The organism is Streptomyces sp. SP18CS02, from assembly GCF_036322365.1.
Lineage (GTDB): Bacteria > Actinomycetota > Actinomycetes > Streptomycetales > Streptomycetaceae > Streptomyces.
In genome coordinates, this window is sequence record NZ_JAQYXC010000294.1 from 100,734 (window position 1) to 124,084 (window position 23,351).

The 23,351-nt window shown below is 71.6% G+C and carries 22 protein-coding genes, 1 tRNA gene and 1 pseudogene; 10 read left to right on the forward strand and 14 right to left on the reverse strand.

The features are described 5' to 3' along the window. Positions 1–242 precede the first annotated feature (242 nt). Both PUR26_RS24790 and PUR26_RS24795 read left to right on the forward strand, forming a co-directional pair. Positions 243–1,031, forward strand: coding sequence for a GntR family transcriptional regulator (locus PUR26_RS24790; protein WP_329875154.1), 789 nt, complete (start codon positions 243–245; stop codon positions 1,029–1,031). Then, positions 1,028–1,681 (forward strand): YdcF family protein, encoded by a 654-nt coding sequence (locus PUR26_RS24795; protein WP_329875156.1) that lies wholly within the window; start codon positions 1,028–1,030, stop codon positions 1,679–1,681. The genes PUR26_RS24790 and PUR26_RS24795 overlap by 4 nt, the downstream gene beginning before the upstream one ends. Positions 1,682–1,737: 56 nt before the next feature. Here PUR26_RS24795 and PUR26_RS24800 read toward each other — a convergent pair whose 3' ends face one another. Continuing rightward, entirely contained in the window at positions 1,738–2,838 is a 1,101-nt protein-coding gene (locus PUR26_RS24800; protein WP_329875158.1) for a toll/interleukin-1 receptor domain-containing protein, read from the reverse strand. 308 nt (positions 2,839–3,146) lie between these two features. Between PUR26_RS24800 and PUR26_RS24805 the strand changes: the two genes are divergently transcribed. Continuing rightward, a tRNA-Thr gene (locus PUR26_RS24805) sits at positions 3,147–3,214 on the forward strand. An 87-nt stretch (positions 3,215–3,301) separates the two neighbouring features. On the opposite strand, the gene PUR26_RS24810 is transcribed toward PUR26_RS24805, so the two are convergent. Continuing rightward, positions 3,302–4,693 carry an NAD(P)/FAD-dependent oxidoreductase gene (locus tag PUR26_RS24810; protein WP_329875160.1) on the reverse strand — a complete coding sequence of 464 codons (1,392 nt, stop codon included), beginning with the start codon at positions 4,691–4,693 and terminating at the stop codon, positions 3,302–3,304. Positions 4,694–4,803: 110 nt separating this feature from the next. Here PUR26_RS24810 and PUR26_RS24815 point away from each other — a divergent pair. Continuing rightward, positions 4,804–5,678 (forward strand): annotated as a pseudogene (locus tag PUR26_RS24815) (aminoglycoside phosphotransferase family protein). A gap of 16 nt (positions 5,679–5,694) precedes the next feature. Continuing rightward, the gene (locus tag PUR26_RS24820; RefSeq protein WP_329875162.1) at positions 5,695–6,171 is read left to right on the forward strand and encodes a GNAT family N-acetyltransferase; all 477 of its coding nucleotides are present in this window, start codon (positions 5,695–5,697) and stop codon (positions 6,169–6,171) included. Positions 6,172–6,198: 27 nt separating this feature from the next. Here PUR26_RS24820 and PUR26_RS24825 read toward each other — a convergent pair whose 3' ends face one another. The 4 genes from PUR26_RS24825 to PUR26_RS24840 form a co-directional block, all read right to left on the reverse strand. Next, positions 6,199–7,197, reverse strand: coding sequence for a zinc-binding dehydrogenase (locus tag PUR26_RS24825; RefSeq protein ID WP_329875164.1), 999 nt, complete (start codon positions 7,195–7,197; stop codon positions 6,199–6,201). Between the two features lie 205 nt (positions 7,198–7,402). Next, complete coding sequence (locus PUR26_RS24830) at positions 7,403–7,903, reverse strand: hypothetical protein (RefSeq protein ID WP_329875166.1); 501 nt, start codon at positions 7,901–7,903, stop codon at positions 7,403–7,405. A gap of 83 nt (positions 7,904–7,986) precedes the next feature. Next, on the reverse strand, positions 7,987–8,631 hold the full coding sequence (locus tag PUR26_RS24835; protein WP_329875167.1) for a response regulator transcription factor: 645 nt from the start codon (positions 8,629–8,631) through the stop codon (positions 7,987–7,989). Next, the gene (locus tag PUR26_RS24840) at positions 8,628–9,929 is read right to left on the reverse strand and encodes a sensor histidine kinase (RefSeq protein WP_443077153.1); all 1,302 of its coding nucleotides are present in this window, start codon (positions 9,927–9,929) and stop codon (positions 8,628–8,630) included. Before PUR26_RS24840 ends, PUR26_RS24835 begins: the two co-directional genes overlap by 4 nt. Positions 9,930–10,100: 171 nt before the next feature. On the opposite strand from PUR26_RS24840, the gene PUR26_RS24845 reads away from it, so the two are divergent. Both PUR26_RS24845 and PUR26_RS24850 read left to right on the forward strand, forming a co-directional pair. After that, positions 10,101–10,658: a GlcG/HbpS family heme-binding protein gene (locus PUR26_RS24845; RefSeq protein WP_329875169.1), complete on the forward strand. Its 558-nt coding sequence runs from the start codon at positions 10,101–10,103 to the stop codon at positions 10,656–10,658. A gap of 182 nt (positions 10,659–10,840) precedes the next feature. Further along, positions 10,841–12,310 (forward strand): M1 family metallopeptidase, encoded by a 1,470-nt coding sequence (locus PUR26_RS24850; protein ID WP_329875171.1) that lies wholly within the window; start codon positions 10,841–10,843, stop codon positions 12,308–12,310. Positions 12,311–12,423: 113 nt separating this feature from the next. On the opposite strand, the gene PUR26_RS24855 is transcribed toward PUR26_RS24850, so the two are convergent. Both PUR26_RS24855 and PUR26_RS24860 read right to left on the reverse strand, forming a co-directional pair. Next, positions 12,424–12,939, reverse strand: a complete 516-nt coding sequence (locus tag PUR26_RS24855) for a GNAT family N-acetyltransferase (RefSeq protein WP_329875173.1) — start codon at positions 12,937–12,939, stop codon at positions 12,424–12,426. A 76-nt stretch (positions 12,940–13,015) separates the two neighbouring features. Next, the gene (locus PUR26_RS24860; protein WP_329875175.1) at positions 13,016–13,591 is read right to left on the reverse strand and encodes a TerD family protein; all 576 of its coding nucleotides are present in this window, start codon (positions 13,589–13,591) and stop codon (positions 13,016–13,018) included. A gap of 120 nt (positions 13,592–13,711) precedes the next feature. Between PUR26_RS24860 and arfB the strand changes: the two genes are divergently transcribed. Beyond that, positions 13,712–14,140 (forward strand): alternative ribosome rescue aminoacyl-tRNA hydrolase ArfB, encoded by a 429-nt coding sequence (gene arfB / locus PUR26_RS24865; RefSeq protein ID WP_329875177.1) that lies wholly within the window; start codon positions 13,712–13,714, stop codon positions 14,138–14,140. 89 nt (positions 14,141–14,229) lie between these two features. On the opposite strand, the gene PUR26_RS24870 is transcribed toward arfB, so the two are convergent. Beyond that, entirely contained in the window at positions 14,230–14,739 is a 510-nt protein-coding gene (locus PUR26_RS24870; protein ID WP_443077154.1) for a flavin reductase family protein, read from the reverse strand. Positions 14,740–15,217: 478 nt separating this feature from the next. On the opposite strand from PUR26_RS24870, the gene cdgB reads away from it, so the two are divergent. Next, positions 15,218–16,993 carry a diguanylate cyclase CdgB gene (gene cdgB / locus PUR26_RS24875; protein ID WP_329875181.1) on the forward strand — a complete coding sequence of 592 codons (1,776 nt, stop codon included), beginning with the start codon at positions 15,218–15,220 and terminating at the stop codon, positions 16,991–16,993. Between the two features lie 64 nt (positions 16,994–17,057). Then, positions 17,058–18,029 (forward strand): CBM35 domain-containing protein, encoded by a 972-nt coding sequence (locus PUR26_RS24880; protein ID WP_329875183.1) that lies wholly within the window; start codon positions 17,058–17,060, stop codon positions 18,027–18,029. Between the two features lie 45 nt (positions 18,030–18,074). On the opposite strand, the gene PUR26_RS24885 is transcribed toward PUR26_RS24880, so the two are convergent. The 5 genes from PUR26_RS24885 to PUR26_RS24905 form a co-directional block, all read right to left on the reverse strand. After that, complete coding sequence (locus PUR26_RS24885) at positions 18,075–18,929, reverse strand: class II fructose-bisphosphate aldolase (protein WP_329875185.1); 855 nt, start codon at positions 18,927–18,929, stop codon at positions 18,075–18,077. 100 nt (positions 18,930–19,029) lie between these two features. Next, entirely contained in the window at positions 19,030–19,956 is a 927-nt protein-coding gene (locus tag PUR26_RS24890; RefSeq protein ID WP_329875187.1) for a 1-phosphofructokinase family hexose kinase, read from the reverse strand. Between the two features lie 125 nt (positions 19,957–20,081). Continuing rightward, positions 20,082–21,263 (reverse strand): N-acetylglucosamine-6-phosphate deacetylase, encoded by a 1,182-nt coding sequence (nagA, locus tag PUR26_RS24895; RefSeq protein WP_329875189.1) that lies wholly within the window; start codon positions 21,261–21,263, stop codon positions 20,082–20,084. Beyond that, the gene (locus tag PUR26_RS24900; protein WP_329875191.1) at positions 21,263–22,222 is read right to left on the reverse strand and encodes an ROK family protein; all 960 of its coding nucleotides are present in this window, start codon (positions 22,220–22,222) and stop codon (positions 21,263–21,265) included. Before PUR26_RS24900 ends, nagA begins: the two co-directional genes overlap by 1 nt. A 229-nt stretch (positions 22,223–22,451) precedes the next feature. Further along, the gene (locus PUR26_RS24905) at positions 22,452–23,345 is read right to left on the reverse strand and encodes an SIS domain-containing protein (RefSeq protein ID WP_329875193.1); all 894 of its coding nucleotides are present in this window, start codon (positions 23,343–23,345) and stop codon (positions 22,452–22,454) included. Positions 23,346–23,351 lie beyond the last annotated feature (6 nt).

Below are 23,351 nucleotides of genomic sequence, written 5' to 3' on the forward strand. Positions count from 1 at the left end.
GCGCCGACCGCCTTATCGAGGAGGCGGCGACCTCATGCATTCGTGTCGCTCTGTTGAGTTCTCAAAGGCCGTTCGCTTCCTTGGAGCCGTGGCTCTCCGGGCGCCAGGAGCAGCCCAAAGAGGGCAACTCCTCCGCTCGCTGTCCCAGGACTGCGGCGTCTAGGAAGACAATGGCGCACAGTCCCAGGACTGTCAACAGTCCTGGGACTGTGTTTGACTTGTCCTGTCGAGAGGAGTTCCGCGTGGCACCCAAGTGGCGAGAACTGGCAGACAAGCTTGCTGAGCGGATCAGGAGCGGTGAATACGCCCCCGGTCAGCAGCTGCCGCACATCCGGGACCTGGTGGAGGCGGGCGAAGGCTCGAAGTCCACGGTTCACGCGGCGTACAAGGCGCTGGAAGCGGAGGGGCTGGTGACCTCATCACGGGGTCACGGCACGGTTGTACGTCAACAGGCGCCGTTGAAGCGGCTCGGTATCGCCCGGTACGACAAGGCGAAGTGGCGCGACGGTGATGAGGTTGCGTTCATCGCGGACCGCGTGGCGTCGGGTCGCTCGTACAAGAGGGGCGAGCAGACGCAGAGCGTCAGTCGCGTACCCGCGTCGGCGCTGGTCGCGGCGGCTCACGGAGTGCCTGAGGGGTCGGAGGTGTACGCGCGCGCCCGCCTCGTGAAGGAGGGAGACCAGCCGACGCACACCCTGACCAGCTACTACCGGCCCGAGCATGTCGAAGGAACACGCATCGTCGACCCGGCACCAGGGCCCGCCGGCCGTGGCGGCGGCTTCCGCGTGCTCTATGACGCGGGCTACGAGATCGACCACATGCGCGAGGAGCTTCACGCGCGAATCGCCTCGCCTGACGAAGCGGCACTGCTCCAGCTGGCCCCCGGCGAGTGGGTCGTCGAGCTACACCGCACCACTTACACAGCCGACGGAACCGTCGTGGAGTTCGCCGTAGGCATCCACGCGGCCAGCCGGTTCGCCTGGGCGTACGACTTCAAGGTTCCGGACTCGGCGCAGGAGGCCGACCAGTGATTTCGGCACAAGCATGGTCCGATGCTCAAGTGCTCTGGGACTTCCAGCAGATGCACCATGAGCCACGACCCTGCTCGGTTGCCATCGGGCTGGGCAGTCACGACCTGGGCGTGGCTGACGTGGCGGTTGATCTGTACGAACGCGGGTTGGCCCCGCTCATCGTCTTCACCGGCGCCACGAGCCGCACGACACGCGGCCGGATGCCCCGCGGGGAGGCTGAGCACTACCGGGAACGGGCCCTGCAACTGGGAGTGCCGGCGTCAGCCATCCTGGTCGAACCGAACGCCCGCAACACGGGGGAGAACATTCGTTTCTCCCGAGAACTGCTCGCGAAGCACGACGTCGATGTCTCATCGATTCTCCTCGTCAGCAAGCCGTACGAGGAACGTCGGGCTTACGCGACCGCCCGCAAGCTCTGGCCGGAAGTTCAGGTCGTCAGCGCGTCCACGCACATGACCCTGCCTGAGTACGTGGACTCGATCCAAGACGCTCGCCTTGTCTTCGACATGCTGGTTGGTGCTCAGCAGCGCCTGCTGATCTACCCCGAGCAAGGATTTATGATCCGCCAGCAGATCCCTGAAGCCGTTGCGGCGGCCTACGGACGTCTCTGCGCGGAGGGTTTCACTGGCCGCCTAGGCTCGATCTCATAAGTAACCGCGCTGTTGACTTTCTATCCGCCTTTAAGGCTGCTGCCAAAGCAGACGCGTTACGCCTCTTTAATCCAGCGATCCACTACCCTTACGGCATCTTGAATCTTTGTGATGCCGATGCGGGCAGGCTTCAGGGCATTCCGCAAAGGGGCGCTCATCACCTCGATGGACGCCATACTGTCCAGGAGGGCGGCCATGTCGCTGACCACCTCGTGAAAGTTATCGGAGTCTTGCGTCGGAAGGACAAGTTTTTTGAGAGCGTCCCTCTGTTCTCGATTTGGCACCTTTGAAATTTGCTCCTTGATGGAGCTCATTACCGCATCGGCCTTCTCGGTCGTATCGGCAAATTTTACTCCCGAGTCATGTAGCTTCTCGGACGGGGCTTTTATTTGATTGGCCATCGAAAGGGAAAGGGTGCGCATTTGTTGTGCTGTGACGCCCGGTGGGACTTTCGAGGCATTTTCTGTAACGACCATCGTCCACGCGTTTAGGTCGCTCAATACCTGCTCAATTTCTTGCGTTAAAACAGGTGTGAGCGTCTCCAGTTCCTCCACGCTGGTTAGGAAGTCGCTGTCGGTGTCATGCGGGTCGCTTTGCTCGCCGCTGTGTGGGACCGTCGGCGTTATCCCAGGCGCTGAAAGTTCAGCCCTAGAGATCACAGAGATCAGCTCGTCGGTCAGGCTGCTGAGCTCTCTACGCCACTCCGATGTCCCTCGGCCAGCAAGAAAAGCTTCTTCTAGATTTTTGTATTGCAATGCCTCAATCGCTGCAACTTCCGGAATTGGATGGTCTGCCGCAATATTGGCGGCGCCGGAGATGACTACCGGGAGGATGAGGTATTGCGCATTCAATCTTTTCGCGCTTTGATTGAAGGCGTTAAGTTCTTCTCGACAGGCGGGGCGATTGAAATATTGCATTGTGATGATCGGCATGAAAATCGCAGCATTTACCAGCTCGCCGTCGATCTGTGACCGCCAGTCGTGCCCCCATCCGATGCTTTCGCGGTCGAAAAACACCGAGAGGTCATTCCCTGTTTTGGCTGCATAGAACCCTCTTAGGTCCTCGGTGAAAGATTTGACGGCATCGTCAAATAACTCGTTGTCTGCGTGCGCGTAGCTAATGAAAAGGCGATTCGCCTGAGACATGTTGGCGTGCAAGTCGGGCTCCATCCGGGTCGGATCGCGATCCACTGGCTTAGGCGGCTCGAGTATCTCAGACTGCGATCCGTCTTTTTGTCTTTTAGAGAAACTCCTGACCCGTGGATGTCTGCCCAGTCAAGGCGGTGAAGGGGAGGATGGCCGTAACCTGATGCCTGCCGGGGCCAGACTGGGGCGGTCAGTGCCCTGGCGCACGGTCTCACTTGTGGTCTCGAACGCCGCAGTTTCCGGCAGCGTCCGCCGCTGTCCACTGGGCCCCGCCAAGCCGCTGACCAGCGGCTCGACCTGTTTCACGGACCTCCCTGGACGCCTGCGGAACAAGATCGGACAACTTGTAATGCGTAGGTCGTCGGTTCGAATCCGACAGGGGGCTCCAGGGGAAAGGCCCCGGACGGATGTCCGGGGCCTTTCGCGTTGTCGTCCGGTCGTCCGGGGTTCGCGTGGGGAGCGGGGCCGGTGGGGGTCAGTGGCGGCCCGAGACGCGGTCGGCCAGGGTGGCGACGCGGTCGGTGACGGGACTGTGGGTGGCGGCCTCGCGGCGGTCGGCGGTGCGGTAGGCGGCGTACATGGTGTGCACGCCGAGCCAGCGCAGCGGCTCCGGTTCCCAGGTGCGGACCTTGTGGCCGACCCAGGGCAGGGTGGTCAGATCGGTGGGGCCGGCCTGGCCGGAGTCCTGCTGGATCAGGTCGCGCAGGGTGCGGGCCGCCAGGTTGGCGGTGGCGACGCCCGAGCCGACGTACCCGCCGGCCCAGCCCAGGCCGGTGGAGCGGTCCAGGGTGACGGTGGCGCACCAGTCGCGGGGCACTCCGAGCACCCCCGACCAGGCGTGGGCGATGCCGGTGCCGGCGAGCCGGGGGAAGAAGCGGACCAGGATGTCGCGCAGGGCTTCGACGGTGGCCGGCTGGGTCCGGCCGTCGTTGTCGGTGCGCGAGCCGTAGCGGTAGGGGACGCCCCGGCCGCCGAGGGCGATCCGGTCGTCGGCGGTGCGCTGGGCGTACATGTAGGCGTGGGCCATGTCGCCGAGGCATTCGCGGCCGTCCCAGCCGATCTCGTCCCAGACGGCGGCGGGCAGCGGATCGGTGACGATCATGGAGGAGTTCATGGGCAGCCACGCGCGCTTGAGGCCCTTGAGGTTCGCCGTGAAGCCCTCGGTGCAGCGCAGGACGTACGGCGCGCGGACCGTGCCGTACGGGGTGACGGCGTGCTTCGGCTTGATCTCGGTGACCGGCGTCGACTCGTGGATGGTCACGCCCAGCGCCTCGACGGTGGCGGCGAGCCCCTTGGCGAGCCTGGCGGGGTGCAGCCGGGCGCCGTGCGGGGTCCAGGACGAGCCGACGGCGCCCGAGACGCGGACGCGGCCGGCGGTCTCACGGGCGCCGTACAGCTCCCGGTCGGTCTCGCCGAAGGCGACCTCGACGGAGTGGAAGTCCTTGAGGCGGGTCAACTGCGCGGGCGTGTAGGCCACTTCCAGGACTCCGCCGCGGTGGATGCCGGCCTCGATCTTCTCCTGGGCGGCGATGTCGACGACCTCGCGGACCGTGTCGTTCATGGCCTGCTGGAGGCGGACCGCGGCCTCGTGGCCGTGCAGCCTGGCGTACCGGCCGCGCCCGGCGATGCCGTTGTAGAGCCAGCCGCCGTTGCGCCCGGAGGCGCCGTAACCGCAGAACTTGGCCTCAAGGACGGTGATGTTGAGGAAGGGGACGGCCTTCTTGAGGTAGTACGCCGTCCACAGCCCGGTGTAGCCGCCGCCGACGATGCAGACGTCTGCCGTGGCGTCACCCGGGAGGGGCTCCCTGGGTACGGGGGTGCCTTCCTGCGCGTACCAGAACGATATGCCGCCGTTGACGGTGTCCATGTGGTTCCTTGGTTGCTGCCGGTGGGTGTGGGGCGTGTGGCGGGACGTTACTGGATGGGGGCGGGCGCGGCGTGATCGAGGTTCCGGCCGAGCTGGCGCGGACCCAGCACATGTTCCATGGTGCGGCCGGCCTGGCGTTCGTCGCGGCCCTGCCCGGGCGGGCCGAACACTTCCTGGAGCGGTGGGGGCTGCGGCCCTCGGGGCCCCCGATGCACGGGCTGGTCTCCCTGGTGCTGCCGGTGACCACGGCGGACGGGACACCGGCCGCGTTGAAGTTCCAGCTGCTGGACGAGGAGTCCAGCTGCTGGACGAGGAGAGCGAGGGTGAGGCGGCGGCGCTGCGGGCGTGGGGCGGCGCGGGCGCGGTGCGGCTCCTGGCGGATGACCCGGAGACCGGGACGCTGCTGCTGGAGCGGCTGGACCAGGGGCGTCACCTGTCGGCCGTCGAGGACGCGCGCGAGGCGACCGCGATCCTGGCCGGGTTGCTGGCGCGGCTGGTGGCGGTGGAGGCCCCGCCCGGCATGCGGTGGCTGGGTGACGTCGCGGCGGGGATGCTCGACGAGGTGCCGAGCGCGGTGGGCGTGCTCGCGGCCGAGGACGACCGGCGGCTGGTACGGGACTGCGCGGCGGCGCTGCGGGAGGTGGCGGGGGAGCCGGGGGACCGGCTGCTCCACTGGGACCTGCACGTCGGCAACGTACTGGCCGGGGAGCGGGAGCCATGGCTGGCGATCGACCCGAAGCCGCTGGCCGGCGATCCGGGGTTCGAGCTGCTGCCCGCCTTGTTCAACCGTTACGACCCCGCGCGGGTGCTGTGGCGCTTCGACCTGATGACGGAGGTGCTGGGGCTGGATCGCGGGCGGGCGAAGGCGTGGACGCTGGCGCGGGTCCTCCAGGACTGCCTGTGGCAGGTGGAGGACGGGCGGAGGGCCCTGGAGGGGGAGCGGGTGTCCATCGCTCGGGCACTGCTGGCGCATCCGGGCCGGTAGAAGGCAGGCTGAGGCCATGATCCGTACCGCTGCGGCCGCCGACGTCCCCGTCCTTCACGCCATGGTCCGCGAACTCGCCGAGTACGAGAAGGCGCTGGACGAGGTCCGGGTGACCGAGGAGCAGCTGCGGGAGGCGCTCTTCGGGGAGCGGCCCGCCGCCTTCGCGCACGTCGCCGAGGACGACGCGGGCGAGGCGGTGGGCTTCGCGCTGTGGTTCCTGAACTTCTCGACCTGGCGCGGGGTGCACGGGATCTACCTGGAGGACCTGTACGTGCGTCCCGCCATGCGGGGCGGCGGCCACGGGAAGGCCCTGCTGACGGAGCTCGCGCGGATCTGCGTGGCGCGGGGCTACGAGCGGCTGGAGTGGTCGGTCCTGGACTGGAACACCCCGTCGATCGACTTCTACAAGTCGCTGGGAGCGGTGTCCATGGACGAGTGGACGGTCCACCGGCTGACGGGTGACGCTCTGGCGGAGCTGGGCGCGGCGGAGTAGGAGGGAGGGGACCCGGGGCCGGGGCTCTCAGGGCACGAGGACGACCTTGCCCGTCGTCGCCCGGGTTTCCAGTGCGTGGTGGGCGGTCGCGGCCTCGGCGAGGGGGAAGCGCTGGACGGCGGGGCGGAGGCGGCCCGTGGCCGCCTCCGTGAGGGAGCGGGTTTCCAGGGTGCGGATGTCCCCGCCCGCCTTCTGGAGCATGACCGGGCCGAGGACGCTCTCGGAGGTGATGCCGCGCGCGGTCAGCTCCTCCTCGGTGAAGGTGAGCGGGGAACCGTCGTGCAGCCCCTCGCCCGACCAGCCGAAGACGATGTGCTGCCCGCCCTTGCCCAGGAGGTCGACGGCGGCCCGTCCGGTGGCGCCGCCGACCGAGTCGAAGACGACCGTCGCCTTCCTGTCCTTCAGGTACGCGCGGACCCGGTCCGCCCAGTCGGGGAGCCTGTAGTCGACGGCGAGGTCGGCGCCGTTCTCCTGGACCCGGGCGACCTTCCCGGGGCCTCCGGCGAGGCCGATGACGGTGGCCCCGGCGTTCTTGGCGTACTGGACGAGGAGCGTGCCGATGCCGCCCGCGGCGGCGGGGACGATCGCGACGCTCTCCGGCCCGAGCTCCGTGAACTGGAGGATGCCCATGGTCGTGCGGCCGGTGCCGATCATCGCGACGGCCTCGGCGGCGTCGAGGCCCGGCGGGATTCCGTGGAGCCTGGCGGCGTCGACGACGGCCAGTTCGGCGTAGCCCCCGGGCGCCATGCCGAGGTGGGCCACCACCTGCTTGCCGAGCCAGGCGGGATCGGTGCCCTCGCCGAGCCGGTCCACCGTCCCGGCGACTTCGCGGCCGGGGATCGTCGGCAGTTCGGCGGGGGCGGGGTACGGGCCGGTCATGCCCTCGCGCAAGGCGGTGTCCAGCAGGTGCACCCCTGCCGCGCCGACCGCGATGCGCACCTGGCCCGGGCCGGGGGCCGGGTCGTCGGTCTCCTCGTACGTGAGGTTCTCGGCGGGTCCGAAGGCGTACAGGCGGATGGCGCGCATGGTCGGTCACTCCTCGGGCTGTCTCCGGTGGGAACGTCCGACAGCATTCAGCCTCAAGTGCGCTTGAGGTCAAGGCGTGCCGGCGGACCGCTCCCGAGGGCCGGAGCGGACCGGCCGGAGTCGGCGAGAGCCGGGGCGGGCCGGGGCGGGCCGCGGAGGGATGGGGAGGGGGCGGAAGCGGGCCGGGGGCGGGCCGGGGGCGGGGCTACGGCACGCGGGGGAAGCGGGACTGCAGTGTCCAGATCGCCGGGTTGTCCGCGAGGCCCTCGTGCATGTCCGTGAGGTCGGCGATCAGGTCGTGCAGGAAGTCGCGGGCCTCCCGGCGCAGCACGCCGTGGCCGAACGTGAGCGGCGGTTCGTCCCCCGGCATCCAGTCCGCCTCGACGTCCACCCAGCCGAACCGGCGCTCGAAGAGCATCCGGTCCGTGGACTCGGTGAAGTCCAGCTCGGCGTACTGCGGCTCGGCGGAGCGGCTGCCTCGCGGGTCGCGGTCCAGCCGCTCCACGATGTCGCACAGCGCCCAGGCGAAGTCGAGCACCGGAACCCATCCCCAGGCTGTGGATACCTCGCGGTCCTCCTTGGTGTCCGCGAGATAGACGTCGCCGCAGAAGAGGTCGTGCCGCAGGGCGTGGACATCCGCGTGGCGGTAGTCCGTCTGCGGGGGGTCGGGGAAGCGGCGGGAGAGGGAGTAGCCGATGTCGAGCACGTAACCGATGGTGTCATGCCCGCCGCCCGGCCCGGTGCCGCAGGCGGTGCGGGCGGTCCCGTGGGGCGCGAGCGACCGGCCCCCTACGGGAGCAGCCGCTGCTCCTTCGCCACCGCGACGGCGCCCGCCCGCGTGTCCACGCCGAGTTTGGCGTAGATACGGCCCAGGTGGGTCTTGACCGTGGCCTCGCTGATGAACAGCGCACGCGCGATCTCCCGGTTGCCCAGACCGTGCGCCAGCTGGGCCAGGATGTCCCGTTCGCGGTCGGTGAGGGCCGGGGCGGCGCCCCCGCGCATCCGGTTCATGACACGGCTGGCGACCGGCGCGGACAGCGCCGTGCGGCCCTGTGCCGCCGCGTGGATCGCGGCGAACAGCTCCTCCGGGCGTTCGGCCTTCAGCAGGTACCCGGTCGCGCCCGCCTCGATGGCGCGCGTGATGTCGGCATCCGTGTCGTACGTGGTGAGGACCAGCACGTGGACGTCGGGGGAGGCGATCCGGCGGGTCGCCTCGATGCCGTCGATACCGCGCCCCAGCTGAAGATCCATCAGCACCACGTCGGGCTGCAGCCTGGCGGCCATGGCGACGGCCTCCTCCCCGCTGCCCGCCTCGCCGACGACCTCGATGTCCGGCTCACTGCCCAGCAGCGCCAGCAGCCCCGCCCGGACCACCGCGTGGTCGTCGCACAGCAGGATCCGCGTGCCCGGCGCGATCCGCTCGTCGGTGGTCATGGGTTCTCCAGGGGGATCGAGACGGACAGGACCGTGCCCTCGCCGGGCGCGGACTCGATGGTCAGGGAGCCGCCCAGCTGCCGGGCGCGCGCCCGGATCGCGGGCAGGCCGTGACCCCGCACGCCCTCCGGGGCGGCCGTGTCCGGTGCGAACCCGCGCCCGTCGTCCGCGATGTCGAGGACCACCTGATCGTCCAGGTACGTCAGGGTCAACGCGGCGGAGTCCGCCTCCGCGTGCTCGCGCACGTTCGCCAGCGCGCCCTGCGCGATCCGCAGCAGCGCCGACCGCACCCGGTCGGGCAGCGCGACCGCCGCTCCGTCCACCCGGAAGCCGGCCCCCTCGCGGGAGGCCAGTTTGCGCAGGGCCTCCTCCAGTGGGCCGCCCCCGGCCAGGTCGGCGGGCGCGAGGTCGTGGACGAAGCGGCGGGCCTCGGCGAGGTTGAGCTCGGTGATCGACACGGCGGTACGCACATGGCGGCGGGCCGTCGCCGGGTCGCCCTCCCAGGTGCGGTCGGCGGCCTGGAGCAGCATCTGCAGGCTGGACAGGCCCTGGGCGAGGGTGTCGTGGATCTCCATGGACAGCCGCTGCCGTTCGGCGAGGGTGCCCTCCCGGCGCTCGGTGGCCGCCAGCTCGCGGCGGGTCGCCAGCAGGTCGCCGATGAGCGCCTGCTGCCGGTCGGCCTGCCGCTGGGCGTGGACGAACACCGCGGTGGCGATGGCGGCCACGGCGGGCGGCGCGACCAGCAGGTTCGGGTCGGGCCCGCCGTCCGCCAGCTGGAGCTGGGCGACCACGACGAAGACGGTGAGCACGGCCACGAGGACGAGCGCGGCGCGCGGCGGCAGCGTACGCAGGCCCGTGTAGAACAGCGGCACCGCGCACCACGCGAAGCTCGGTGCCAGCACCACCAGCACCATCCACACCGCGACGACGGTGAACAGCCACACCAGCCTGCGTGGGGTCGCCCGTGAACCGATGACCGGCCCCAGCACGTACAGGACGGCCAGCGCGGCGGACAGGGTGACGATCCACCCGCCCCGGTCGGCCCACGGGTGCCGCAACAGGAACCGTACGAGCGACGCGCCGAGCAGCAGGAAGAACGCGGCGTGCATCACCCGGGCCAGCCAGCGGGCGTCGGGATCGTGCTCCACCTCGGTCACTCCTCCACTCTGCTTCCCCTCCGCTTCCCCGGGGCGCCGGGGGCACCGGGGGGTGCCGGCGGGCCTGAGGGCGTGGGGACGCCCGTCCGGACCGCGGGCGGGGGACACCCCCATCCTGACCCGGCCGGGCCGGGGCGGCATCAACCGTTCGGCTGACCCCGGGGTCCGCCGGTACGGGGACCCACGACCCCTGGTCCCGGCCGGAGGATCGACAGCGGACCGACGGATCGGCAGCGGATCGACGAGCCGGCGGTCAGGGACCCGTACGAAGCAAGGGCGGCCCCCGCCCACCACGAAACCCCGGAGCACACCATGAAGAAGACGACTCTGCGCGCCCGTGTCCTGACCGGTGCCGTCGCCGCCGCCGCGCTCGGCGCGGGCACCTTCGGCGCCCTGTCCGCGAACGCCTCCGCCCCGGCGGCCGAGACGAGGTCCACGGTCACCTCGGACGCCTCCGCCCGCGACCTCCAGCAGTCCACGCACCTGACGATCGAGGCCGCCACCAAGGCCGCGCAGGCCGCGCTGGACGCCGCCGAGAAGGAGAACCAGCGGATCACCGTCGCCGTCGTCGACCGCAACGGCAACACCCTCGTCACCCTGCGCGGCGACGGCGCGGGCCCGCAGTCGTACGAGTCGGCCGAGCGCAAGGCGTTCACCGCCGTCTCCTGGAACGCCCCCACGTCCGAGCTGGTCAAGCGGCTCCAGAGCACGCCCAACCTGAAGGACATCCCGGGCACCCTCTTCCTCGGCGGCGGCGCGCCGGTCACCGCCAAGGGCGCGCCGATCGCGGGCATCGGCGTCGCGGGTGCGCCCAGCGGCGACCTGGACGAGAAGTTCGCCCGCGCGGGTGTCGCCGCGCTCGGCCGCTGAACCCCGCGCCCGGCGCGGACCGCGGCCCCGGCCACCCATCACGGCCACCCCGGCGCCTGGGCACGGTCACTCCGGCGGCCGGCCACACCACGTGGTCCGCGGGCCCCGGCCGGGGTAGCCGGCCACGGATCATGGCCGAGGACCATGGCCGGATCCGGACATTCCGCACCTAGGATCGTTGTGTGGACCAGCGAACTCTCGTACGCGCGACGCTCGCCCTGCTGCTCGCCGGCGGCCTGACGGCCGGCTGCACCGGATCCGGCCGCGGCGGCGCCGTGGAGGGCAGGCCCGGCGCCGCCGGCCTGCGGGACCCGTACTTCCCCAAGTCGGGCAACGGGGGCTATGACGTCCGGCACTACGCCCTGACCCTCGACTACGAGCCGTCCACCGGCCGGCTCCGGGGCACCGCCGAGATCACCGCCCGCGCCACCCAGGCCCTCAGCGCCTTCAACCTCGACCTGCTGGGCATGGACGTCCAGGGCGCGACCGTGGACGGCGAGGAGGCCGCCGTCCACCGGGCCGGCCAGGAGCTCACGCTGCGGCCCGGCGGCGGGGACCTGGAGAAGGGCGCCACCTTCCGTACCGTCGTCCGCTACTCCGGCACCCCCCTCACCGTCACCGATCCCGACGGCTCCAAGGAAGGCTGGCTCAAGACCGCCGACGGCGTGCTGGCGCTCGGCCAACCGACCGGCTCCATGGCCTGGTTCCCCGGCAACCACCACCCGAGCGACAAGGCGTCCTACACCGTCGCGATCACCGTCCCGGAGGGGCTCCAGGCCCTCTCCAACGGGGAGCTGACGGAGCAGCGGACCAGGAACGGCCGCACCACCTTCGCCTGGAGCTCCTCCGAGCCGATGGCGAGCTACCTCGCGACGCTCGCCATCGGCCGGTACGACATCAGGACCTCACGCACGCCGTCCGGGCTGCCCGTCCGGACCGCCGTCGACACCACCGTCACCCGGGACGCGGACACGTCCGGGAGGACGGACACGTCCCAGGACACGGACGGCACGTCCCAGGACACGGAGGAGGGCGCCACCGCGCTCATCGGCAGGATTCCCGAGCTGCTGGCCTGGGAGACCGAGAACTTCGGTCCGTACCCCTTCTCCTCCACCGGCGCGATCGTCGACCGGAAGGGCGATGTGGCGTACGCCCTGGAGACCCAGACCATGCCGGTCTTCCCGGGGGACGCCTTCGACACCCCGACCCTCGTCCACGAGCTGGCCCACCAGTGGTACGGAAACTCCGTCACGCCCGAGACGTGGCGGGACATGTGGCTCAACGAGGGCTTCGCGACCTACGCCGAGTGGCTGTACGGCGAGGACTTCGAGGAGACGCCCGCGCAGGAACGGTTCGACACGGCCTTCGCGGACAAGGAGAACTGGCGCTTCGCGCCCGCCGAGCCGCCGTCCGCCGAGGAGATCTCGGACCCGCTGCTGTACGACAGGGGAGCGATGGTCCTGCACAAGGTCCGCCAGGCGGTCGGCGACGACGCCTTCCACCGCGTCCTCCAGGGCTGGCCCGCGACGTACCGGCACTCCAACGCCTCCACGGAGGACTTCACGCGGTACGTGGAGGCGGAGACCGGCAAGGACCTCACGGACCTGTGGGACACCTGGCTGTACGGAACGGACCGGCCCTCGCGGCCTTGAGGCGACCGGCCTCCGGACATGACCTGGGGTCCTCCGTCCGGATCGGCCCGGCACGTGCATGAGCCTGAGACCGAACGCCGCTCACTGATCCGGCCCGATCGGCAGGACACCCCCTAGAGCGCCTTGCGCATCACGACCCGTTCCCGGCCGGCCGCGCCCGGGTCCGGACGGCGTTCGGCCTCCCGGTAACCGAGTGCCGTCCAGAAGGCGATCGCCTTCTGGTTGGTGTCACGCACGGCGAGCCTGATGCCCGTGCGGCCCAGCGCCCGGAACCGCTTCTCGACGATCTCCGCCAGCTCGCGTCCGAACCCGGCCCGGTGGTCCTGGGCGTGCACCATCAGCAGTCCGATCCACGGGTCCGGGTCGTCCGGGTCGGAGTGGTGCGCCCGCGTCACCGAGATGCCGATCACCCGCCCGGCCGAACGGGCCAGCAGCACCTCGCTGTCCGGCTGCGCCAGTTCGTCGGCCAGGGAGGCCGCGACCTGCTCGGGACGGATGTCGTCCGGGTCCGGGAAGTCCCCGCTGAGCTGCTGGAACTCCTGGTTCGACGCGTACAGCTCCGTGAGTTCGGTGAGCAGCGGCCCGGGCAGGGCGCCGTCCTCGCCGGGCTCCAGCGGTTCGACGATCATGCGGCCAACAGTAGGGCCCCGGCGCGGACATCGCCGCCGGGGCCACTGCTGCCGATCGGGTACGTCATCGGGTACGTCAGATGTTGACGCCGAAGTCGCGGGCGATGCCCTCCAGGCCGGAGGCGTACCCCTGGCCGACCGCGCGGAACTTCCAGTCCGCGCCGTTGCGGTACAGCTCGCCGAAGACCATGGCGGTCTCGGTGGCGGCGTCCTCGCTCAGGTCGTAACGGGCGATCTCGGCGCCGCCGGCCTGGTTGAGGATGCGGATGTAGGCGTTGCGCACCTGGCCGAAGTTCTGCGAGCGGGTGACCGCGTCGTAGATGGAGACCGGGAAGACGATCTTGTCGACCTCGGCCGGGAGACCCGCCAGGTTGACGTTGATCTGCTCGTCGTCGCCGCCGCCCTCGCCGGTGCGGTTGTCACCGGTGTGCACGATCGTCTGGTCCGGCGTCGACTTGTTGTTGAAGAAGACGAAGTGGGCGTCGGAGGCGACCTTGCCCGCGGCGTCGACACCGATCGCCGAGGCGTCGAGGTCGAAGTCGGTACCGGTGGTGGTACGGACGTCCCAGCCCAGGCCCACCGTGACGGCGGTCAGCCCCGGTGCCTCCTTGGTCAGCGAGACATTGCCGCCCTTGGACAGGCTTACAGCCATGGGAAGTCCCTTTCCTCGTTCAGTGTGGCGTCACAGCACATAACGCCGGACATGCCGAGGTGGTTCCAGGAACGGAAAAGCGGGTGACGTGACCGCCGCCGGAAAGGGAACATGGACGGCATGTCCGGTCCCTATGTCATCCGCGGTTCGGTCTGTCTGCCGGAGGCCGAGCTCATGTGGCGTTTCTCGCGGTCGTCAGGACCGGGCGGCCAGCATGTGAACACCAGCGACTCCCAGGTGGAGCTCCGCTTCGACCTGGCGCGCACGGACGCTCTGCCACCGGTGTGGAAGGAACGCGCGCTGAGCCGGCTGGAGAGCCGTCTGGCCGGCGGGGTGCTCACGGTCCGCGCGTCGGAGCACCGGTCGCAGTGGCGCAACCGGGAGACCGCGGCGGTACGCCTGGCGGCGCTGCTGGCCGAGGCGACGGCGCCGCCGCCGAAGCCCCGGCGGGCGACGAAGATCCCGCGCGGCATCAACGAGCGCCGCCTGCGGGAGAAGAAGCAGCGCGCCGACACGAAACGGGGCCGTTCGGGCCGCGACTGGTCCTGAGGCGGCGGGGGTACGGGGGTCCCCCACCGCGTCACGACCAGTCGCGCCACGCCCGTCCCGCCGTGCGACGCCCGTCCGCCGTGCGAGGCTCAGCCCAGGTGCCGGTACTTCCCCCGGAAGTACGTCAGCGGTGCCCCCTCCGGGGCCGGGAAGCCGGCCTTCAGGACGTGGCCGATCACCAGTGTGTGGTCGCCCGCCTCGACGCGCTGCCGGGTCTCGCACTCCAGGACCGCCAGAGAGCCGTCCATCAGCGGCGCCCCGCTCAGCTCGCCCCGGGTGTACGGGAGGTCGGCGAAGAGCAGCCGGTCGCTGATCCGGCCCTTCATGGCGAAGCGGCCCGCGATCTGACGCTGGTGGTCCGCGAGTACCGACACGCCCCAGCGCGGCTGCTCGGCGAGCAGGTCGTCCATGCGTGAGCCCTCGCGCAGGCTCACCATCACCAGCGGCGGGTCCAGCGAGACCGACAGGAACGCGGTCGCCGTCATGCCGACGTCCTCGCCGCGCGGGCCGGCCGCCGAGAGAGGCGGCTCATGGGCCGTCACCAGCACCACGCCGGAGGCCAGCCGGGACATCGCGGCACGGAACTCGTCGTTGCTCACCCCCTCAGGATGCGGGACTGCGGGGTCGGAAAGCCTGGTCGTCAACACACGGGAACGCTAACCCCGCCCCCGGACGCCCCGCATCGGACCAGGGGACCAGGCTGGACCTAGGTCGTGTCCGGAGGCCTCCGGGTACGGGGCGCGGGCGCGGGCCCCGATGAGCGTGGTGCGCGGGGGCGGGACGGCCCGGTCCGGGCGAAGTGGGCCCGTCATGAGCCGGAAGGGCGTAATTTGCTCTCGGTAAGGTTCGGTGAAAGCGGTGACGGGCACCCGCCCTGTCCGGTGGCTCCTCCGGGGGCGACGCACGGCCCCTGTCGAGACCCAACATCATCCATTGTGACTTGAGTCACAGAGTGCACTATTTGTTGACCCTGTGTACCTGGGGCACAGCTCGCTGTGATTCAGTGGCCGGTGACAGTGCAACAAAGCGCCGATGAGAATTCTGGAGTTGCTGTCGAGGTCTCGGGGAGAGCGAGCAATGGAGACCGAGTCGGAGCCGTACGTCCGTCTTGCGACCCTGCGGCAGCTGCATCAGGTCGTCGCCAACCTCAACACGGCCCGAAGCCTGGCCGACACCCTTCAGACCGTCGCCGACGGCGTCACCGCGGGCCTCGGTTACGAACTGGCCTGTGTCAATCTCGTACGGCCCGACGGTGACCTGGTCGTCGCCGCCTTCGCCGGCAGCCCCGCCGCCGAGGCCCTGATCACCGGCCGGGTCGGATCCCGCGCCTCCTGGGAGCGGCGTCTGAGCATGGGCGAGGCATGGGGTGAGCTGCGCTTCATCCCGCACACCGAGGGCTGGGTGCTCATAGAGGACGACGTCCCCCAGTGGCACACCGACGGCCCCGAGCCCCGCTTCGAGGACGAGTGGCACCCCCGCGACCGGCTCTACGCGCCCATGTACTCCCCCGGAGCCCGCTCCGCCCAGCCGGGGGGACCCCCGGGCAGCGGCCGCGAACTGCTGGGCGTCATCTCCGTCGACCGGCCGCGCAACGGCCGTCACCCCGGCGCCTGGGGGCGCGAGGCGCTCCAGATGTACGCCTCCCAGTCCGCGATCGCGATCAGCAACGCCCGGCTGCGGGCGAACATGCAGCGCGCGCTGGTCCGCCTGGAGCGGGAGCAGCAGGCCCTGCGGGCCAGCGAGGAGTCGTTCCGGCAGGCGTTCGAGTACGCCCCGTCCGGCATGGCCATCGCCGAGATGGGCGGCGACCAGCACGGGCGGCTGCTGCGCGCCAACGACGCGTTGTGCCGGCTGCTGAGCCGCCCCGCCTCCGTGATGCGCCGGTACTCCTTCGCCGACCTGGTCCACCCCGAGGACATCGGCACCCTGCTGCGGACCTCGGCCGAGGGCGGGCGCGCCGAGCTGCGGCTGGGCCGTCGCGACGGCACGTACGTCTGGGTGTCCCTGCGCAACTCGGTGGTCGCGGACACCGCCGACGGGCCGCGCTTCCTGCTGACCCACGTCGAGGACATCGAGGAGCGCAAGCGGCACGAGCTCCAGCTCGCCCACCGGGCCTCCCACGACGCGCTGACCGGGCTGCCCAACAGCGCCGAGCTGCGGGCGCGCCTCAGCTCCCGGCTGTGCGCGCGTCCCCACGCCGTGCGGGCGGCCTCCGCGGCGTACGAGACCGACGGGTCCGAGTACGAGCACTACGACCAGTACGAGCACTACGAGCAGTACGAACACGGGCACGGCGGTCCGGCCGGCCAGGACGGCCAGGACGGCCAGAACGGGCACGACGGCGCCGGCGGGCACGGGTTCCGGGGCGACGGCTTCGACTTCGACCCGGCCGCGGGCGGCCCGTACGACCACCATGTGCACACCGTCGCACCCCACGGTGAGGTCGACGACGGCACCAAGGGGCTCGCGGTCCTCTTCTGCGACCTGGACGGCTTCAAGTCGATCAACGACCGGTTCGGGCACCACACGGGTGACGCCGTGCTGATCGAGGTGGCCCGCCGTCTCACCGCGGGCGTACGGGACGGGGACACCGTCGCCCGGCTCGGCGGTGACGAATTCGTCGTCCTCGCCGACGGGCTCGGCGCCGCGGACGCCGCCGACCTGGCGGTACGCCTGCGCAACGCGATCATCCCGCCCATCCGGGTGGACGGGCGGGCGGTCCGGGTCGGCGCGAGTTTCGGGATCGGCTGGGCCGAATGCGGTATGTCGGTCGAAGAGGTGTTGAACTCCGCTGACCAGCGCATGTACATCGAGAAACGCTCCCGTGCCAAGCTTCACCGCCGGGCGGGGTAGTCCGTTCGGGGTAGGCTCGCCCGGTCGGTGACCGCTGGCGAGCAGGGATAGGAGTGACCAGGGAATGGCTGCCGGTAACAACGGCGCGGGCACGCCCGAGGACGACGATCCGTTCGGCTACCTGTACGAGGACGGGCAGGCTGCGGGCGCACAGGCTCCGCGCCAGGGCGGCGGCTACGGCTACCCCGGTCCGGCTTCGCAGCCGGGCGTACCCAGAACGTCGTACAACCAGGTCAGGGCCGTCGGCGAGCGCCAGTACGGACAGGTCCCGCCGCAGCACCAGTACGGCCAGCAGCAGACGCAGCAGGCGTACGGCAGGCCGGCCGCGCAGTACGCCGCTCCCGAGACGTACCCGGGCGGTGCTCCCACCCGTCAGTCCCCGCTCCCCGGTCAGCAGCCGCAGCGCGGCGGCCGGAGCGGCGGCCCCAACACCAAGGGCCTGCTGATCGGCGCGATCGCGGTCGTCGCGGTCGTCGTGGTCGGGATCACGGTGGCGTTGCTCACCAAGGGCGGCGAGTCCGACGACGGCAAGGGCAACGAGGCGGTCCAGCCGCCCAGCTCCTCGTCCTCCCCGCAGGAGCCGAGCTCGAAGCCGTCCGACGACGGCGAGAAGCCCGCCGAGCTTCCCAAGCAGGACGCGGCGACGCTCCAGCTCGGTCCGCCGGCCGCCCTGGCCACCGACGTCAAGGGCGCGGAAGGCACCAACGGCGCCTACGTGACCAACTTCAACGCGGTCGGCGCCGGGGTCACCTGGAAGGCCGACGTGGCGGAGGCGGGCGAGTACAAGCTGTACGTGCGCTACGCCATCCCCGCCCAGGACGCCAACGCCACGCTGACCATCAACGGCAAGGCCAACTCCAACCCCATAGGTCTGAAGAACTTCATCCATTCCACGGACCCGAACTGGGAGAAGAACTGGCAGACCACCTGGGCGCCGGTCACGCTCAAGCAGGGCGAGAACGAGGTCAAGATCTCCTGCGAGCAGGGCAACCAGTGCAACGCCATCCTGGACTGGCTGGAGGTCCGGCCCGCCTGACGGCCGCCGCCGGCCGACGGTGACCCGTCGCCGGCCGACGGTGCGTCACGAACCGTTGACCACCGCCAGGAAGCCCGCCACCGTCCCGGCCATCGCCTCGCGAGCCGGGACGAGGTATTTCCGGGGGTCGACCGCCGAGGCGTGGTCCTCCAGGAAAGCGCGTACCGCCGCGGTGAACGCCGTGTTCAGGGCCGTACCGACGTTGATCTTGACCATGCCCGCGGCGACCGCCGAGCGGATCTCGCCGTCCGGGACGCCCGACGAGCCGTGCAGGACCAGCGGCACCGGGACCGCGTCGCGCAGGGCGGCGATCAGCGCGTGGTCCAGGGCCGCCGTGCGCCGGGTCATCGCGTGCGAGGAGCCGACCGCGACAGCCAGCGCGTCGACGCCGGTGTCCGCGACGTAGGCGGCGGCCTCCGCCGGGTCGGTGCGCACGCCCGGGGCGTGGGCGTCCAGCGGGGCCTCGCCCTCCTTGCCGCCGACCCTGCCGAGCTCCGCCTCGACCCAGATGCCCCGCTCGTGCCCCCAACGGACCGCCTCGGCCGTCGCCTTGACGTTGTCCCCGTACGGCAGCTTCGACGCGTCGAACATCACCGAGCTGAAGCCCTCGGCGTGCGCCGAGCGCAGCAGGTCCGGTGAGACCACGTGGTCGAGGTGGAGCGCGAGCGGCGCGGAGGAGGCGCCGGCGACGGCGCGGGCGGCCGCCGCGACGGCGGAGAGGTCGCCGCCGTGGAACCGCACGGCGTTCTCGGAGATCTGGAGGATGGCCGGCACCCCCGCCCGTTCGGCCCCGGCCGCGATCGCCTCGGCGTGCTCCAGCGTGATGACGTTGAACGCGGCGACGGCGCCCCGCGAGGAGCGCGCGCGGGTGACCAGTTCACCGGTGCTGACGAGTGGCATGGAATGCGAGTCCCCCAGTCCGTGCTTCCGCTGTGCTGCGTGCTTCGTACTGTGCGCCGCGTTCTTCCTGCTCGTACCGCTCGTCCCGTACCGCGGCGGCCTAGGCCGCTGCCGCGTGCGCGTCCACCCTCACCCGGGGCAGCAGCTCCTGGTACGCGCGCGGGTCGAACTCGCCCGCCGCCGGGGCCATGACCGTCGCCGCGGACAGCGCCACGGCGCGGGCCAGCCGGTCGGGCCAGGGGAGGTTCTCGACGAGGCCGGAGAGCAGACCGGCCACCACCGAGTCGCCCGCGCCCGCCGGGTTGCCCTTCACGGCGGCGGGCGGCGTGGCCCGCCAGGTGCCGTCGGGGGTGACCGCCAGCAGGCCGTCGGGCCCGAGGGAGGCGACCACCGCGTGGGCTCCCCGGCGCCGGGCGTCGCAGGTGGCGCGCAGCGGCTCGCGGGCGCCGGTGAGCCGGGCGAGCTCGTCGGCGTTGGGCTTGACCAGGTCGGGGCGGGCCGCGATGCCGCGCCGCAGCGGCTCGCCGCTGGTGTCCAGGAGCACCGGTACACCGGCGGCGCGGGCGCGGCGGACCAGCTCCGCGTAGGCGCCGACGTGGATGCCCGGCGGGAGGCTGCCGCACAGGGCGACGGCGTCCGCGTCCGCGAGGAGGGAGCCGTACGCGCCGAGCAGGGCGGACCACTCGGAGGGCAGGACGGCCGGGCCCGGCTCGTTGAGCTGGGTGGTGTCGCCGCTCGCCCTGTCGACGACGGCGACGGTGCGGCGTGTGGCGCCGTCGATCGGGACGAGCGCGTCGTGCACGGGCAGCGGGGCGAGGAGCCCGCGCACCACCTCGCCCGTGTGACCGCCCGCGAAGCCGGTCACGACGGTGTCGTGGCCGAGCGCGGCGAGCACGCGGGCGACGTTGAGCCCCTTGCCGCCCGGCCGTTCGGCGACGGAGTCGACGCGGTGCGAGGCGTGCGGGACCAGGGCGCCGCATGTGTACGTGATGTCCAGGGCGGCGTTGAGCGTGACCGTCAGGATCACCCGTGACACCCCCGATGTGAACCGTTCTTGCGCTTACGGGGCCCGATCATGCCAAACGGAAGGCGGTTGGCCCAGCCCCCACGGGGCAATGGCGGCCAACCGCCGCGGAGCAATTCGCTCAGATATCACCCCAGTTGGGGTTCAACCACCCATTCGCCCTTGCGCATGACGCCCTTCAGGGTGAACTCCGCGTCCAGGACCACCAGATCGGCGTCCTTTCCGGCCTCCAGCGACCCCACCCTGTCGTCCAGGCCGAGCAGCCGGGCCGGGTTGGCGGAGATGGCCCGCACGACCGACTCGACGGGCAGCCCGTCGATGGTCGCCGCGCGCTTGAAGGCGGTGTCCAGGGTGAGGGTGGAGCCCGCGATGGAGCCGCCCTCGACCAGCCGGGCCACGCCGTCCTTCACCTCGACGGCGAGCGGGCCCAGGTCGTACATGCTGTCGCCGAAGCCCGCCGCGTCCATCGCGTCGGTGATCAACGCGACCCGGTCCGCGCCGGCGTGACGGAACGCCAGTTCCAGTGCGGCCGGGTGCAGGTGCGTACCGTCGTTGATGAGCTCGACGGTGATCCGCTCGTCCTCCAGGAGGGCGGCGATGGGACCGGGGGCGCGGTGGCCGAGGGCGGGCATCGCGTTGTAGAGGTGGGTGGCGACGGTGGCGCCCGCGTCGATGGCCTCGACGGTCTGCTCGTAGGTGGCGTCCGTGTGGCCGATCGCCGCGATGACGCCGTGGTCGGCCAGCATGCGCACGGAGTCCAGACCGCCGGGCAGTTCGGTGGCGAGGGTGACCATGCTGGCCCGGCCGCGCGCCGCGTCGACGAGCTTGCGCACCTCGGCCGGGTCCGGGTCGCGCAGCAGTTCCTCGCTGTGGGCGCCCTTGCGGCAGGGCGAGATGAACGGCCCCTCGAAGTGGATGCCGGCGATGTCGCCCTGCTCGGCCAGCTCGGACAGCAGCCCCGCGTGCCGGGCCAGGAGGTCCATGTCGCCGGTGACGGTGGAGGCGACGACCGTGGTGGTGCCGTGCAGCCGGTGGGTGTGCACCCCGTGCAGGATCTCGTCGACGGTTCCGGAGGTGAAGGACGCGCCGCCACCGCCGTGGTTGTGCATGTCGACGAAGCCGGGGACGATCCAGTGCCCGGACAGGTCCAGGGCCGGGGCGTCGGTCGCGGCGCCCGCCGGGGAGCCGGCAGCGGCGTCCGCGGGGCCGCTTCCGGTGATGCGGCCGTTCTCGACGATCACCCGCCCGTTGTCGACGATCCCGGTCGGCAGCACCACACGGGCGCCGGCGAGAACCTTGCGATCGGCCATCAGGCGGAAACCTCCGAGTCGGTGGGGCGTGCGGCGGGGCGGTCGGAGCTGAGATCCCAGGCGAGCAGACCGGCGCCCAGGCACCCGGCGGTGTCCCCGAGGGCCGCCGGCACGATGGCGGGCAGCTTCTGGAACGTCACTCGCTCCTCGACCGCGGCCCGAAGGGGTGTGAACAACGTTTCCCCCGCCTCGGCCAGACCGCCACCGATGATGAGCGTGCGGGGGTCCAGCAGGGTGAGTGCGGTCACGAGCCCGTCGGCGAGCGAGTCGACGGCCTCCCGCCACACCCGCACGGCGGCGGGGTCACCCGACTCGACCGCCTTGGCGCAGTCCGCCGCGTCCGCGGCCGGGTCGCCGCTCGCCTCGGCCCAGGCGCGGGTCACCGCGGCGGCGGACGCGAGCGTCTCCAGGCAGCCGCGCTGGCCGCAGCCGCACGCGGGGCCGCCCGGACGGACCACGATGTGCCCGATCTCGCCGGCGTACCCGTGCGCGCCCGCCTCGATGGTGCCCGCGATGCCGATGGCGCCCGCGATGCCGGTGCCGAGCGGCACGAACAGGAACCGGTCCGCGCCCTTGCCGGCGCCGATGCGCCCCTCGGCGAGGCCCCCGGTGCGCACGTCGTGCCCGAGGGCCACGGGTACGCCGTCGAGCCGCTCGCTCAGCAGCGCGCGCATCGGTACGTCACGCCAGCCGAGGTTCGCGGCGTACACCGCGACGCCCCGGTCGGCGTCGATGATCCCGGGGACGGCGACACCGGCGGCCACGGCGCTGCGGCCGTACCGCTCCTGGCCCTGGGCGCGCAGCTCGGCGGCGAAGTCGAGGATCGACTCCACGACCGCGTCGGGCCCGCGCTCCCGGCCGGTGGCGCGGCGCGCCTCGTACAGCAGGGTGCCGTCCGCTCCGACCAGGGCGGCTTTCATACCGGTGCCGCCCACATCGAGGGCGATGACGTGTCTCACGGGAGACAGTGTGGCTCGTACGACCGCGAAAGGTCTAGTCCACTCGCGAGGATTGTTGCCGCTGCATACAAATCGCCCGCCAGGGCGAACCGCCGGGCGCGAGCCGCCGGGCCCGGCCCGCCCCCCGTGGCTCGGGCCGGTGGTTCGGGCCCAACGGCCCGGGCCCGTGACGCGCGCCCCGCGTCAGGGCGGGACCACCTTCCGGGTCAGGGCGGGACCACCCTCCGGGTCAGGGCAGGATCACGCTCCGGGTCAGGTTGCGCGGGCGGTCCGGGTCGTGGCCCCTGGACTCCGCCAGGGCGACCGCCAGCCGCTGCGCGCGGATCAGGTCGGCGAGCGGGTCCGCGGAAGCGTGCGCGTGCAGCGTGCCGCCGACCCGCGCCACGTCCGCCGCCAGCCCCTCGGGGAGGTCGCCGAAGACCCAGGCCACCCGGCCCGGGCCGGTGATGGAGATCGGACCGTGGCGGTACTCCATCGCCGGGTACGACTCCGTCCACGCCCCGGCCGCCTCACGCATCTTCAGGCCCGCCTCCAGGGCCAGCCCGTACGTCCAGCCGCGGCCCAGGAACGTCCACTGCTCGGCGCCCAGCACCGCCTCCGGCAGCGGCTCGGTCACCGCGAGCTCCGCGTCCAGCGCCGCCTCGGCGACCGTCCTGACGCCCTCCACCGGGCCCAGGCCGGCCCGCAGGAACGCCAGCGCCGTCGTCGCGAAGCGGGTCTGCACCACCGATTCCTCGTCCGCCCAGTCGAGCACCGCGACCGTGTCCGCCGCGTCCATGACCGGGGTGGCCGGGTCGGCCGTCAGGGCCAGCGTCGGCACCTTGCCGCGCAGGCCCCTCAGCAGGTCCAGCACCTCGGTCGTCGTACCCGACCGGGTGATGGCGACGACCCGGTCGTACGCGCGGCCCGCCGGGAACTCCGACGAGGCGAACGCGTCCGTCTCGCCCTGCCCCGCCGCCTCCCGCAGCGCGGCGTAGGCGATCGCCATGAACCAGGACGTGCCGCAGCCGGTCACGGCGACCCGCTCTCCCGGCTTCGGCAGACCCTCGAACGATGCGGCGGCCTCGGCGGCGCGGCGCCAGCAACCGGGCTGAGTGGCTATCTCTGTTGCGGTACGGGACATGCGACG